This window comes from Neptunomonas sp. (genome assembly GCF_016744175.1).
GTDB lineage: Bacteria > Pseudomonadota > Gammaproteobacteria > Pseudomonadales > Balneatricaceae > Neptunomonas.
On the sequence record NZ_JADGEV010000001.1, the window covers coordinates 189,157 to 203,697 of the forward strand.

Genomic DNA, 14,541 nt, shown 5'->3' on the forward strand with positions numbered 1-14,541 from the left:
TAATGGTTACTTATTATAACTTGATATGAACGGCTGTAGTGCTTGTATACTGGTTTGCAGTAAATGATATCAAAGGAAGGGTTATGTTCTGTAGAAAATTTTTTATGTTATTGGTATTTTTGTGTTTGGATGTATGGAGCCTGAATCTTTATGCTGGATTGCCCGATACTATTGATAAAATTCGAGGAAGTATTGTTGCAGTTGGAAGCGTTTATCCTAATAAGCAAGTTGCTGGTCGAAAGCCTAAGGCGACTTATAGTGGTACGGGGTTTGTTATAGGCAATGGACGTCAAGTAATCACCAATTATCATGTTATTGCTGGCCGAAAATTAGATGTAGATAAAAATGAAGTGTTGGCAGTATTTAGCGGGCGTGGGAAAAAGGCTAAGGCGAGAAGAGTAAAGGTTATTCGCACCGATGTTGATCATGATCTAGCACTACTAGAGTTTGATGGGCCTGCATTGCCTGCGATGGAGCTTGCAGGAACTAAATGGTTGCGTGAGGGGCAAGATGTTGCATTTACTGGATTCCCTATCGGCATGGTTTTGGGTGTTTACCCAATAACACATAAAGGGATTATTGCTTCTATCACGCCAATTGTTATTCCAGCGCAATCTTCCAAGCAGCTGACGGCGGCCCAAATAAAACGTTTAAGATCCCCTTTGCAGGTTTATCAATTGGATGCTATTGCATACCCAGGTAATAGTGGTAGTCCTGTCTATGAAGTGAATAGTGGGCGTGTTTTAGGGGTGGTTAACAGTGTGTTTGTTAAAGGTACAAAAGAGTCTGTACTAGAGCGGCCATCGGGTATTAGTTATGCTATTCCTGTTAAGTATGTTCATCATTTGTTGAAAGGTCTTTAACAGAGTTACTAGTAAGAGGGGCTTGGATGTGTTGTCTGTATTGCTTCGTAAGTTCAGGAAAAAGCCGTCATTATCTGTGCTGGTAGTGTGTATGGAGAATATTTGTCGCTCACCTATTGCTGAGGGGGTGTTGAAAAAAGCTTTATCTGCTCAGGGCTTGGCTGGTGCGGTTAGAGTTGAGTCTGCGGGTACGTATGCTTCTCAGCCCGGTAGTAAACCGGATGTTAGGGGAGTAAGAGTTGCTGAGCAAAATGGAGTGGATATTTCCAAGATTCGAGCAAGAAAAATTCGAGAGGATGACTTCTTGGAATATGACTTTATTTTGGCTGTTGATAGAGATAGCTTATCTGCTCTTGAAAGAATGCAACCTATAGAGGTGAAAAGTAAGGTCATGCTATTTATGTCATATGCAACCGGTCAGGGTGAGTATGAAATACCTGATCCATATTATGGAAACGATGAGGGATTCTATAACGTGTTGAATTCTATCGAGTTTGGGGCGGAAGGTTTAGTAGAACACCTGAAAAGATGTATAGATAATGGTTTTTAATAGCAATGTGTCAGGTTTTTTAACGTTTATTTGTTTAGTTATATCAATGAGTTAAAAGCGCTGGTGGTTTTAAGTAGAGATTCAATGATTGGTCTGTCGGTTTTTTTTACACGGAAGAAGAGTAAATAAAAGGGAATGAAATATAAGTCTTTTAAATCATATGCTTAGGTTTGTTTTTAATGTTGGCATATGAATTGCTTTAAACTTACTACTAGAAATAAAGTACCTTACAGCTCAAGGGTGAACGAAATGAAAAAATTATTATTAGCAGCAACATTGATCGCAGCTAGTGGAAGTGTAACGGCTCAGCAGTTTTATTTAGATAATGGCGTTGATTTTGGTGGTGTTGGCTTAGCTGATGATAAAGTATGCGCTACGTGTACTTCATTGAAAGATCAGTTTGGTTTTACCTACAACTCTGTATCAACAATCACTGATGCAGACATGAATGGTATTACTACAGGTGATGCTATTACTACTAATGCTGGTTATGACGGTTCTACTGGTACATTCTTCAATGGTGGTCTGGGTACTAACTATGTAAATGGTTTTCTTCCTGCTGAAACTATTGGTGACTCAGACAACGGTTATGGTCCTGCCGGAGATTGGTTCATTACGTTCGGAATTAAAGACTGGGCTGGTACTGTTACAGTCGATGGTTCTGGAAATGTATTCCCAACATATGGTACTGGACTTCTAGAGTTTTATGTAACTACTGATAGCGGTGTGACATATAACAACTTTATGGATGTTAACATGACTACCGGCTTTGTTACTGGTACTGGTAGCTTGTTAAGCGGAACTGTAGATTTCACAGCAGTTGATGCAGGTTTCAATAACTTGTTCAATGTTGGTGGCGCTGGTGCTTGTGGTGGTTTAAATGGTTTCTTTGATATTTGGTCTGCTTGTGGTCCTGCCGGTCTTGATGAGTTAGATATTGATTTCACTGGTCACTTCGATAGTGATGTGGATTTGAGTTCTTTTGCTCCTGGTCCTGTAGCTGATACATTTGTTGTTTCGACTGATCATGATGGAAGCGGACGTTTCGCTGTTCCTGAGCCAGGTACGTTGTCTTTGTTAGGTTTGAGTCTTCTTGGTTTAGGTGGATTCAGAATGCGCAAAACATCGAAAAAACTAGCTAGCTAATATTTTAGCTGGACTAAAAGAGGGAGCCATTGGCTCCCTTTTTTATTGCTGTTTGTAATGAAAAGTAATTAGTTGTCGTTAAGAATTTGTTTAATCCTTCGGTACATGATTTTTTGTATAGGGTTTTTGTTTCCAAAAGGGCGCCAGCTTTTTTTCAGTTTGTTTAGGTAGGCGTCAAAGTGTAATCCGTGTGGTGCGCATACAATATCCCCTCTATTTAACAAAAGCTTGAGAACCTGTGTGCAGGCAACGCCTGCGCTTATTTCAATGCCCATCACGGTAGAGGGTACCTTTTCATGCAAGAAGTTGACTGAGGACCTGTCTACTAAATACTTTCGCTGCAAAACAGTGGGTGATACGCCCATGATGAAATAAATAATTTGATCTTCAAAGCTTAGGCCTTCCAATGCGAAATACTCTTCAAAGCTCATTTTGCCTGGCAGAAAAATTAAAAAGGCTGTCCCCATACCCATTGGGGCTGCGGTAATGGCGGGAATACCCAATTCATAACAACGTGCAAAAACTTTGCGTCGTATTTCTAAGGCGAAAATATCAAGGCTGTCGACATATATATCTACGTCCTTTAGAAACTCATCGAGGTTTTGTTCGGTTATGCCGTTCTCAAAGAGTTTGATATCTAGCTCAGGGTTAATGTCTGAAATAGTTTCTTTCATAACCGCTGCTTTAGGTCGCCCTATGGAAGAAAGGGTCGCTCCATATTGGCGGTTGAAGTTTGGGTAGTCAAAATCATCAAGATCAGCAATATTGAAATTACCAATGCCTAGTCGTGTTAGAGTGATTAGGTGACTACCACCGACACCACCTAGTCCTCCAATGGCTATACGGCTATTTTGAATAGTTGTTTGTTCAGCTTCTGTCACCCAGCCTATATTTCTAGAAAATGCTTGGGAGTAATTAAACATTGTAAGCTCCTGTCAGTGGTCCATGTGCAAATGAAGTCCGTATTAGCTTCATTGTGTATAGATAAAGGTAATCATATTCTAAATTTAGAATAGATTACCTTTTGTATACATGCTCGTATTGAAGGAGGAATAGATACTATTTGATAAAGTATTTATTTTAACTGCTTGATTGTTTCTAAAGTATCTTTGATCTCGGGGCTATTTGGTGCAAGAAGTAATGCTTTTTCTGCGTATGCTTGTGCTTGTTGTAGGTCTGTATCTTTCAATAACCATGCTAGATTATTTAAAATGACAGGATTGTTATTTTCAATATCAACAGACTTCTTGTAAGCAGAGATGGCGGCTTGGTTTTCATTGTTTTTAAGGTGCAGACCACCTAGGAGGGCAAGCAAGTTAGCGTTGTTGGGTTGTGACTCTAAGGCCCTTGTTATAAATTGAATGGCCCCGCTGTCATCACCTAGCTTCCAGTATGTGTGTAGAATTTTTTTAGCAATAGTGTCATTCGAATTTTGTGAAAATACATCAAGATAAAGCTTTAGAGATGTATTGAAATCACCTTCTAGGGAGCTTATGTCTGCTCGAAGGATTTTGTTGTAAATATTGTTGGCTGCGATGCTATCAGCAGTGTTTAGGTATTCGTTCGCTTTTACTAGGTCTCGTTCCTGAATTGATATTTCTACAAGAGCAAGAAGGGCGGGTAAGAATTGAGCATTTCTTTCGATTGATACGTGCAATGCATTTTTGGCTTCAGCATTTTTATTGAGAGCCTGAAGCGCAGTGTATTTAAGGTAGTGAGGAAGTGAGGAATTGTCCACAAGGCTTATCGATGTGTTGTACTCCTCGAGTGCTCTATCATATTCTCTTAGCATCATTCTCGCGTTACCCAAAGCAATAAAAACCAGTGGGTTTTTATTGTCTTTGAAGTTAGAGAGCTCCCTAATAGCAAGAGAGGGCTTACCTTTTTTGAGTAGAAGCTTGGCAAGCGTGATTCCCGCTCTTTCATTGTCTTTAGTAATATCTTTAGCTTTTATCAGTAGAGATTCTGCCCGATCCAATTTCTGGGTATTTATAAGATGTTCGGCATATTCGATCATTAGTTCAGAATTGTTCGGATTCGATTTAAGAGCAGTTTCAAAGAGGTTATTGGCTTTTTGTGCTTCTCCTTTTCTAATAGCTATTATGGCTAGCTGTCGTAAGGCAGGTGCGTAGCCGGGTTTAGCTTCGATAGATTCATTGAATAATCTTTCGGCTTCGGGGAAGTTGCCGTCTATTAAATGAATGGTACCAGATAGACTTTTAAGCTGAGCAGTTTCTTGTTGCTCTTTGGGTAGCGCGTCGATTATTTTAAAGGCATTTTGGAAGTTTTCTGCTTTCAAGTTGGCTTGAACTATGGCCAGTTGAGCTGCAGAGTATTGTTTGCTTGTTTTAGGAATTTTATTTAATTCTGCTATCGCGCCATCGTAATTGTTTTGAGCAATCAGACTTCGTGCTAACCCTATTAGCAAAGCGCTTTCGTCAGGTTTCTGCTCTAGTGCCTTGGCATAGTAGCGGCTGCTTTCTTCAGGGTTGCCATTAATTAGTGCAGCATTAGCCATTAATGCAAGAGAGGGAAGATCCGGATTTTCATTTGCCAAAACAGATTTTAAAGTATCAAGTGCGCGGTCAGGGTCGTTCTTTAAAACTTGAACGAGTCCAAGTAGGCGTCTCGATTGAATATGATTAGGAAACTTGTTAGAAAATTCATTTAGCTGCCGCTCTGCCTGCTCAAAATTTTTCTCTTCAGCATTGACTGTCCCTAAAAGAAGTAATATGCCTGGGAAGTTGTCGCTGTAGCCAATGATTTGTTCACCAAAAGCTTTAGCTGCGGTGTAGTTTTTATCATGCAGTGCTATAAATGCTTGTGTGTAAATGAGCTTAACATCTTTGGCTATCATGTTTTTATAATAGCCTTTATTGAGTGCGCTCATTTCGTCTTTTGCTTTATCCATATCTCCTGACGTTATGTATGTGAATGCAAGGTTCCTGCTCACAATAAATTGTAAGTAATTCTTTTTATTCGTGATGTGTTTTTTTGCTTGTAGTAATGAATCAATAGATTCGTTTGTCTTTTTCTGGATGCTATCAATATCAGCCTTCGTGATCCAGGCACGTATATTGTCGCTATTTTTATCGATGGCTTCGCTAATCAGAGTAGATGCTTTATCAAAATCTTTACTGGCCATCGCAATTCTAGCAAGACCTTGGCGAGCTCTGCTTGAATCGGGGTTTAGGCTAAGGGTGTTCGAAAAATGTTTGTTTGCAGTCGAAATATCTCCTAGCTGTAGGTATGCCTCGCCTAGAAAAATATTCTTTTCAGCCTGTAAGGCTGGTGTATCTGTATCAACGGGTTGGAACTTTGTTATTACTTCTTCAGAGCTACCTTGAAGTAAAAGAGACTCCCCCAGCAGTGGAAGGATAGCGTCTTTATTGTTGCTTGATTCAAGCGCCTTTTTGAATTCAATTGATGCTGTACGAGAGTTGCCAGTAGTTAGAAAAATTTTGCCTAAAAGTAAGCGGGCTTCACTGTAGCTGGAATTCTGTTGAAGAGCGTTCTTTAATTCGATTTCACTGGTTTTAAAGTCTTGTGCATCAAAGCTTTTTTGAGCATTTTTGAGGTGTTGCTCAGGTGTTGTTGAGGAGCCGTTACAGCCTTGAATGACAAGAAGTGCTGCTAAACTAGTAGTTGCGATGAGTGCTTTGGTATGGGCTTTAAGGCGGCTTGGCATTTGTAACGCTCTTCCTTGTGAACTTTAAGGGTATTATATTTAACATTAGTATGTAGCTAAAACAATATCGTTAGTTATTTTTGACATTATTCTTGCTGCTTTGTGAGGTGAGGGCTAATCTTTTAATAAACAATCATGCTGTAATTCTACCTGGGGCAATCGGGCTAGAGCTATCGGGATGTGCTTAACATAACACTAGTATGGATGGTCATAGGCATGGTAGGTACTTTAGCAGAAAATTTTCAGCGATATTTTACAGTTGATTTTGCCTTTGATGAGCATGTGAAGAGTGAAGTGTTTCGGACACGATTTAATGTTTATTGCAAAGAATTTGAATATGAATCTGTGGAGAACTTCCCGGATGAGCAAGAGTTTGATGATTATGATCAGTTTTCTTTGCATTGTGTTATTAGGCATAAAGAGTCGGGTGTTGCTGCGGGGTGTGTAAGATTGGTTCCTGCAGAAATTGAAAAACTGTCTTCTCTCCTGCCATTTGAGAAATACTGTTTAGATAGTATAGATCATGAGTTTGTTGATGGGTTGTCTCTTGATAGGAATACTGTTTGTGAAATTTCGCGACTGGCAGTAGATAGTTCTTTTAGACGACGACCCAATGAGGGTGTTGACCGTTTTGGTAATGCTCGAGAACTAACATTTGGTGATGAGGAACGACGTGTTTTTCCATTAATTGCAGTATCTGCTTTTCTAGCATCAACATCATTAACTGTATTGACGAAAAGGACAAATGTCTTCGCAATGATGGAACCATTCCTGCCTAGGCTTTTGAAGCGATCTGGTATCGTATTTCATCGTGCTGGCCGTGATGTGGATTATCATGGTGTAAGAGCTCCTTACTTCATTACGACGCAGTCAGCATTAGATAATATGAAGCCAGAATTGAAAGAGCTGTATGAAGCTATTCATACTAAGATTTGTGCCGAATATAGATCTTTTTTTCCAGAGTAGATTGTTTGCATCTCATTCATTTGTCGTGCCAGTAATGCTTAGTCGTATGTGCTAGCTTTTTGAGACATGCTTGTCTGCTCGAATAAATCCCTAAATTCAGTATGGTTTTAACGAAAAGAATGTTGGGGTAATGAATTAGGCGGGAGAGTTAAGGGGTGTTAGAGATATAAGCGAGCTGAAGAGTAAAAATTGACAGTTTACGATGCCGTAGCACTCGTAAGTTTGTAGTGCAGAGGTGCTCTTCTCGCTTTGGAATGGCTTAACTAATATGTGGAGGCTGTCGTTACTTTTTAAGTACGATAGACGATTTCTATCAATACTTATTTTGTGTGACGTATAAACCATAGGGTTTCGTTTAAAGTCTAGTTTTTCTTTGATAGCTTTCTCTAATAAAGCGCACGAAATGAGCGAGCAGGGAAAAATCTCTGGAAAATTAGCTTTCCCTTCGATTTCATCAAAAAAAATCGATTGTTCAACAAGAGAGCCTGATAAAAAGTTTTTCGCATTACTGGTGTTCATAAATTTTCTTTTAATGAAAAACCCCGTGTCCTCTAAAAACTCTCTGTCAGAAGAGCTTTGTAGTTTACTTAAGTCGGGTAAATTGAGAGAGGGTAGAAATAAAGGGCGAGTAGATTCTTTTTTATACCCCATCATGCAAAGCTTTCCGGAAGATTTGATGCTGACTCTATTGCTAAGCGTGGGATTGTTGGTGTCGTTAGTGAATAAGCTTTTGTTAATTTTTATTTCAACTTCTTGTTCGGGCTTTACAGGGTTGGCAAATGAGAACTGGTAGTTGCTGTATTGCAGGTTGTGTTGGGAAATTAAGATTTCTTCTTGGTTTTTGGATCGATGATCCCTAATAGCTCCTTCAATGAACTCTTCTAATTGAAAGCCTAATGCGATTGGCCCGTTGAAAGGGTTTTTGAAGATTTGCTCCCACTTTTTTTTGTCATGGAAAAGGTTGAAATCATCTGTGGAATTTCGGGCAACATCTATATGTAACAAGCTAAAAGTATTGGCTTTTGTATGTGTGGGCATGCTGCTGTCCTTGGAGTCAGGCCTAGTTAAATTGGATGATATAGTAAGAAATGTCTTATCAAAACAGGAAAAAAGTCGGGTTCTGATGTATATTTACTATTCAGCTGTAGGTCATTTCAGGATGGTATCCTAGCTCTTAATCGTAATATAAAATCTATAGCGTTTATATAAAATGCTACCTTTTATTACAAAATGAAAAATGAAGTTTACGTTTACAATTGTTAAGTAGGGAATCGTTCATGGATAAAGTCAATGCTCGTTATGATAGATCTGATTCAGCTCGTGAGAGTGTCGAATCTAGAGCATCTGCTCAGCGGGTAAAGTTGCGCTTCTGTCATGGAAAATTTCGTGTTTTTGGGCATTATGTTCATGCGCAGTTTTTGTTGTTGGCCTTTTTTGAGTTTGCACTTCTAGGCTTCTTGAGTTACTCGGTCCATTTTTCTTTTCTAAAGGAAGGTGAAAGGCTTTTGGTAAGTGATTTTTCAAGTGTTTTATTGCCTGTGGTACTGGTGTCGTTAAACTTATGTGCAATGGGATTATACGATACACGGCAAAGGCAAGGCTTGGTAGGTGTTCTTTCTCGCCTTGTGGTGGCTATTGTTATTGGTATCTCGTTGACCGTCGTTATCAATTATTTCTTTCCATATACCTATGGCGGTTATGCCGTTCTACCTGTAACTGCATTGGTTTCACTGGCTTCCTTGATGCTAGTTAGGGCTCTGTTTTATTCTTTCATTGATGGGAAGGTTTTAAGGCGTCGTATACTTGTATTAGGAACAGGAAACAGGGCTTCCTATATAGATAAATTGCGCCGCAAAGCTGACATGAGAGGGGTTGATTTGGTCGGGTTTATACAGCTAAACCCTGCCGACGAAAGCTTTGTTTCAAAAGAAAGAGTCGTTTCTTCAGGCGGCTGCATCCGTAATTTCGCAATGTTACGTGATGTTGATGAAATTGTTATAGCGCTAGACGACCGCCGTGTTAAGTTTCCGGTGAAGGAGTTGTTAGATTGTCGCATGAGCGGTATTGATGTAATTGATATGCTTGATTTCTTTGAACGAGAAAGAGGGCTGATTCAATTAGATCTATTGCAACCTGGATGGCTTATTTTTGCTAAAGGCTTTTCTCCTGATGTATTTCGTGCATTTAAGAAGCGTTCAGTTGATATGTTAGTGAGTCTGGGGCTTATAGTTGTTTTCTCTCCTTTTATGCTTCTCACAGCTTTGGCTATATTTATAGAGAGTCGGGGGGCTGGTGATATATTGTATCGTCAGAAGCGAGTGGGGCGTAATGGTCATGATTTCGATGTTATAAAATTTCGTAGTATGAGAACTGATGCTGAAGCAGATGGCAAAGCTCGCTGGGCTACTGAGAATGATACCCGCGTAACAGTGGTCGGGAACTTTATTCGAAAGTATAGACTTGATGAGTTGCCGCAGCTTTGGAACGTTTTATCGGGTGATATGAGTTTGGTAGGACCTAGGCCTGAAAGACCTGAGTTTGTATCTAGGTTAAATCATTTGAATTCATTGTATGAAGAAAGGCACCGACTGAGCCCGGGAGTTACAGGTTGGGCGCAGTTATGCTATCCCTATGGTGCTTCGGACGCAGATTCTATCCAAAAACTTCAGTATGATCTTTATTACATCAAAAACCATAGTATCTTTTTGGATATGTATATACTTATTCAAACGGTCGAGGTTGTGTTGTTTAAGAAAGGCTCTCGATAGTTGAGTTCTTTACAGAGAAGCGTGGGCTTCTCTGCATGCCTGAAACGTTATTCTGCTTTTGGGTGAAGGTTGTACTTGTCGAGCATGCTATAAAGCGTTGGTCGGGTTATACCTAGGGCTTTGGCAGTATCCGATATACTAAAGTCAGCGTGGTGTAGTGCTCTTTTTATTGCCCTTTTTTCTGCTTCATCTCTTATTTGCTTCAAGTTGAGAGGGGCATAATCAGTTTCTTCTAAGCATAATTCAAGATCTTCCGTTGTTATAAGTGAGCCGTCTGCCATTATGACAGCTCTCTTTATTTTACTTTCAATCTCTCTGACATTTCCTGGCCAATTATAAGTTTCGATAGCTGCAATAGCTTCTGAATCGAACCCTCGGATGGTTTTTCCGTACTCTTTGTTTAGTCGTGTTAAAAACGACTTTGCGAGCAAAAGGGCATCTCCTTCTCTTTCTTTCAATGAAGGTATTTGTACGGTTATCTCACTTATTCTGTAATACAAATCTTCTCTGAAACGTCCTTCTTTAATGTGCGTACCTAAATCTTGGTGTGTGGCACAAACAATGCGGACATCGATGGGGATTTCTACTCTGCCGCCGACTCGTTCAATTACACGTTCTTGGAAAAAACGTAGAAGTTTAGCTTGAAGCTCAAAGGGAAGGTCGCCAATTTCATCAAGGAAAAGAGTTCCGCCGTTAGCTAATTCAATTTTCCCGATCGTCTGTTTGGTTGCTCCAGTGAAGGCTCCCTTTTCATGGCCGAATAACTCACTTTCAAGCAGGCTGTCTGGGATGGCTGCGCAATTAATGGCGACTATTTTTTCATTGGCTCTGGGGCTAAGTTTATGAATGGCCTGAGCGAACAGTTCTTTGCCTGTTCCGCTTGCGCCTAAGAGCAATGTCGTAATGTCAGAGGGGGCAACTTTTTCAATAGTTCTACAGGCTTTTAGCATGGGAGGGCTAGCTGCAATGATGCCGTCAAGAGGCATGCTATGATGGCTTTGCTGTAATTGCTTGTTTTCTACTTCAAGTTCATAAACTCTGTATGCTCGCTCGACAATTAGTGTAAGAATTTCAGGGTCGGCAGGCTTTTGGTAGAAATCGTATGCGCCTAGAGCAATAGCTTTGACTGCATTTGTTCTGTCGTTATCGCCTGTGACCACGATGACTTTGCATTCTGGTGTTAGAGAGAGTATCTCTTTCAGTGTTGCAAAGCCTTCAGTTACGCCGCCAGGATCCGGTGGCAGACCTAAATCAAGTAATACAACACCGGGCTGAAGGCGTCTCAGTTGTGCAATTGCATCTGTTCTTGTTCCACATATAGTTACTTCAAAGCCATCAAAGCACCATCGTAATTGGCTTTGTAAGCCCTCATCATCCTCAACGATAAGAAGGTTCTTTTTTGATCCATTCATATATTGTTCCTTAGTTGTTCTTATAGTGCTTAGGATGTGGATTTATTGTGTAGGGGGAGGGTTATAATGAAGGTAGTACCGACCCCCAGTGTGCTTTGGACTTGAATATTGCCGCCAAGGGAGCGTACCACTTCACGGCTTTCAAACGCTCCAACCCCCATTCCCGTTAATCCTTTAGTAGAATCGAAAGGTTTGAATAGTCTTTGCTGAATGAAATTATCATCCATGCCGCATCCAGTATCTATTATCTCAATAATAGCATTAGATGTATCGCAGTTTAACTGTACATCTACATGGCCATCTTCGTTGGTTGCTTCTAAGGCATTAAGTACAATATGACCAAAAACATTCGTTAGTTGCTCGTTATCAGCAAATACCGTTGCTTGGATATCGGTTTCTTTAAAAGATGGCTGTGGGTGACGCATGCTGAAACGATGTGTGACATTATGGAGGAGCCGCTTTAAGTCAATAGGTACCGGTGTTGTGCCGCGCATTCCGTTACGCATTTGCTCCATTAATCGTGTCATTCTTGTTACCGAATTGCGCACAGTGAGTATCACATCGTCTACAAACTCAGGCTTGTGTTTATGCTTTTCTGCGTTTGAAACAATGAGCGACTGTTGGGCTAGAATGTTTTTGAGGTCATGAACTATGTAGGCAGAGAGACGATTAAAGGCTTCAAATTGCTGTGCTTGTATAAGTGCTTGATTTGCTTGATATTGTGCGAGAAGACTCGCGGCCTGTTTTCCTGCTATTTTGAGTAAGTCTCTATCTTCCCAGTTGATATTTTTTTGGATGTCAGAGTGCTTTACAAGCACGAACCCATAAGCTTCAGCATTAAAGAGAAGGGGGACTACTAGCCATGCGTTAGGTGTGGCTACAAGTTGCTCTGGTAGCGTTAAATCATCATAAATACCAGGTGTGAGTCGGTACTCATCTAAATCAATTACCCATTCAGTTCGTTCAAAAAATGTACTAATGCTTTGTAGGTCATTAGGGTTGATCTCTAGCGCAGCCATGTCCCAATTCGTAAGTAGTTGATAGGTAGAATTGCTATCCCTTCCCCAAATTACAGCGCCTTTACTTTGCACAAGAGAGCCTATAGCGGCGCAGATTCGTTCAGGGGTTTCGTGCTCGTGTTCTGATAGCTGATGAGTGAATTTTTGCCATTCCTCACGATAATCGTATTTGTAGTTGAAAAAGTGCTTGCTTAATAGCACACGAGCACTTGATCTGATTTTGTCAGAAAATAAAAGAATGAATAGAAGCAGCCCGGCACCAAAAAGGAATGTTATTTGTAAGACGGATCCCCACGTTCCTCCATAATATCGAATGAAATAGCCAGCTGCGGACATGAGTACAAGATAAATGCCTGCACCAGTCAATGTGGCTGTATGGAATGCTACTTGGCGTGAGATTTGTAAATTTAAAGACCAATTGGGGTTTCTTGTAAGAGAAATGATGATAAGAGGTGCGGCAATTCCGTTGATGATTCCGCGAGCATCCCAGAGTTGTTTGTCTAAGTTTTTAAAAAGAAGAGCGTCTGCATATATAAAAAAGTCATAGGCAAATATGCTGCCTAGCCCAAGGCATAGGTGTTTCAGAAACCAATGTTGTTCCTTTGAAGAGTTTCGGTATATTTGTTCTATTAGTAATAGTCCTGATATAGCTAAAAACATCCATGCGATTAAGGATATGTCTTTAAAGTGCGTGTTTAGCTCTAGGGTTGTGCTGTTAGTTGCGAATATCATTCCGCTTAGTGCTGCGACTACAGATAGTAGAATGAGCGGTGAGTTAGCAAGTTTATTCATAAATGGGTTTGATGAGCTTGTATTGTCAGGGGTAATTACTTTCAGTAAGAAAAAACACCATGCGACATTTCGAATTATTTCTGACGCTTGTATGACTTGAGCTGGTATTGAGTATGTAGAGTAAGATATTGTTATTATTATTGCCCAGGTAGATGTTGCGAGCACTGCAATTTTTATAGGTGTGATGGATTTATTGATTTTGTTAGACGTTAATAAAATAACACCTAATATTATGTAAGCAATAAACGCAAATAAGTGGCTGTAAAAACCGACATCCTCGAACATTGTAGTCGCTCTCGTTGAAGTTACATTAGGCACTTGTTGATGGGGTGATTGTGCTGTCATTACAAAAGAACAAGTCTAGTCAAAGGTGCGGGATAGTGAAAGGTGTCTTTATTAATCTCCTATAAATCTGCGGTAAGCATAATAACTTTAAAGTATATTTATTCGATATTTTAAAAAGATATTGTATCGGGGAAATACAAAGAATCAGTTAATGCTATAATAATTTTTATTGATGTAGGAAGAGTGGTCTGTCTTGTGACTTTGGTTTGTATTCTCAGATGCAGTTGAGAGTCAGCAAGATGTAACACATTTATGTCTTCAGTTAACGATGCTTTGGTGTCAGTTTTTTTTACAGGTCAGTATGTGTAGTGCAAGATCTGTATTAATAATTACTGAAAACTGCCCGTAAATCAGTCGAAGTATGCTGTTGGTGTGTTTATTGCATTGTTTGAATTATATGATTTAACGCAGTTGAAAGCGTTATTTAACAGAATAATAGTAGGCACTCAAATGAAGGATAAAATGGATCATCCACAAGATCATGAATTAGCTGAAAATCCGAGTGATGGCTCTCACCAGAAGTTAGAAGGTGTTGATGCATCGCGTCGTCGTTTATTTGGGGCCGGGATTGCGGTGCCTGTAATACTTACGATGTCGAGTCGAACGGCTTGGGGTGGGGGGTTGTGTGGTCCTTCAGCATTTAATTCAATGACTTTTTCATCGCATGCACCTCAATCGAGTATAGATGAATGTTCTGCAGCTGCCGGAAAAAGCCCTCTTTTTTGGAAGCAAAACCCAAGTCTGTGGGATACTTATTTGCCGGATGGTGCAACACCAGGCTCAGTTGCACCTTTCTCTAATATGATGACTATGTCACAAGTACTGGAAGGGTCAACAACAAGCATCGAGGCGCATGGGATTGCAGCTTTACTTAATGCATCTTCTGGTGAGAATTTATTTGGGAAACCGAATTCGGCGGCTGCAATTCAGCTTGTTGAGCACGTATTCCCGGCCTTTATTGGTGGAATGTCAGTAGAGCTTCCTGGTACTAC

At 40.2% G+C, this 14,541-nt stretch carries 11 protein-coding genes; 6 read left to right on the forward strand and 5 right to left on the reverse strand.

The genetic code is table 11. The features are described from left to right. Positions 1 to 104 precede the first annotated feature (104 nt). The 3 genes from QZZ55_RS00865 to QZZ55_RS00875 all read left to right on the forward strand — a co-directional run bounded on the left by QZZ55_RS00865 (position 105) and on the right by QZZ55_RS00875 (position 2,559). Positions 105 to 863: a serine protease gene (locus tag QZZ55_RS00865; protein ID WP_293264313.1), complete on the forward strand. Its 759-nt coding sequence runs from the start codon at positions 105 to 107 to the stop codon at positions 861 to 863. A 28-nt stretch (positions 864 to 891) separates the two neighbouring features. Continuing rightward, entirely contained in the window at positions 892 to 1,413 is a 522-nt protein-coding gene (locus tag QZZ55_RS00870) for a low molecular weight protein-tyrosine-phosphatase (protein ID WP_293264315.1), read from the forward strand. A gap of 249 nt (positions 1,414 to 1,662) precedes the next feature. Beyond that, a complete protein-coding gene (locus QZZ55_RS00875) occupies positions 1,663 to 2,559 on the forward strand; it encodes a PEP-CTERM sorting domain-containing protein (protein ID WP_293264317.1) in 897 nt (298 codons plus the stop codon). 68 nt (positions 2,560 to 2,627) lie between these two features. On the opposite strand, the gene QZZ55_RS00880 is transcribed toward QZZ55_RS00875, so the two are convergent. Together QZZ55_RS00880 and prsT are read right to left on the reverse strand one after the other, a co-directional pair. After that, entirely contained in the window at positions 2,628 to 3,482 is an 855-nt protein-coding gene (locus QZZ55_RS00880) for a ThiF family adenylyltransferase (protein ID WP_293264319.1), read from the reverse strand. A 152-nt stretch (positions 3,483 to 3,634) separates the two neighbouring features. Further along, entirely contained in the window at positions 3,635 to 6,247 is a 2,613-nt protein-coding gene (gene prsT / locus QZZ55_RS00885) for an XrtA/PEP-CTERM system TPR-repeat protein PrsT (RefSeq protein ID WP_293264321.1), read from the reverse strand. A 180-nt stretch (positions 6,248 to 6,427) separates the two neighbouring features. Here prsT and QZZ55_RS00890 point away from each other — a divergent pair, with 180 nt between their 5' ends. Further along, the gene (locus QZZ55_RS00890; RefSeq protein ID WP_293264323.1) at positions 6,428 to 7,213 is read left to right on the forward strand and encodes a PEP-CTERM/exosortase system-associated acyltransferase; all 786 of its coding nucleotides are present in this window, start codon (positions 6,428 to 6,430) and stop codon (positions 7,211 to 7,213) included. 135 nt (positions 7,214 to 7,348) lie between these two features. On the opposite strand, the gene QZZ55_RS00895 is transcribed toward QZZ55_RS00890, so the two are convergent. Then, entirely contained in the window at positions 7,349 to 8,251 is a 903-nt protein-coding gene (locus QZZ55_RS00895) for a hypothetical protein (protein WP_293264325.1), read from the reverse strand. Positions 8,252 to 8,490: 239 nt separating this feature from the next. Between QZZ55_RS00895 and QZZ55_RS00900 the strand changes: the two genes are divergently transcribed. Beyond that, positions 8,491 to 9,981 (forward strand): TIGR03013 family XrtA/PEP-CTERM system glycosyltransferase, encoded by a 1,491-nt coding sequence (locus tag QZZ55_RS00900; protein WP_293264327.1) that lies wholly within the window; start codon positions 8,491 to 8,493, stop codon positions 9,979 to 9,981. A 47-nt stretch (positions 9,982 to 10,028) separates the two neighbouring features. On the opposite strand, the gene prsR is transcribed toward QZZ55_RS00900, so the two are convergent. Together prsR and prsK are read right to left on the reverse strand one after the other, a co-directional pair. Next, positions 10,029 to 11,393 (reverse strand): PEP-CTERM-box response regulator transcription factor, encoded by a 1,365-nt coding sequence (gene prsR / locus QZZ55_RS00905; protein WP_293264329.1) that lies wholly within the window; start codon positions 11,391 to 11,393, stop codon positions 10,029 to 10,031. Between the two features lie 29 nt (positions 11,394 to 11,422). Then, entirely contained in the window at positions 11,423 to 13,489 is a 2,067-nt protein-coding gene (gene prsK, locus QZZ55_RS00910; protein WP_293264331.1) for an XrtA/PEP-CTERM system histidine kinase PrsK, read from the reverse strand. A gap of 510 nt (positions 13,490 to 13,999) precedes the next feature. Here prsK and QZZ55_RS00915 point away from each other — a divergent pair. Continuing rightward, the coding region (locus QZZ55_RS00915; RefSeq protein WP_293264333.1) for a hypothetical protein at positions 14,000 to 14,541 on the forward strand (542 nt) is incomplete at its 3' end.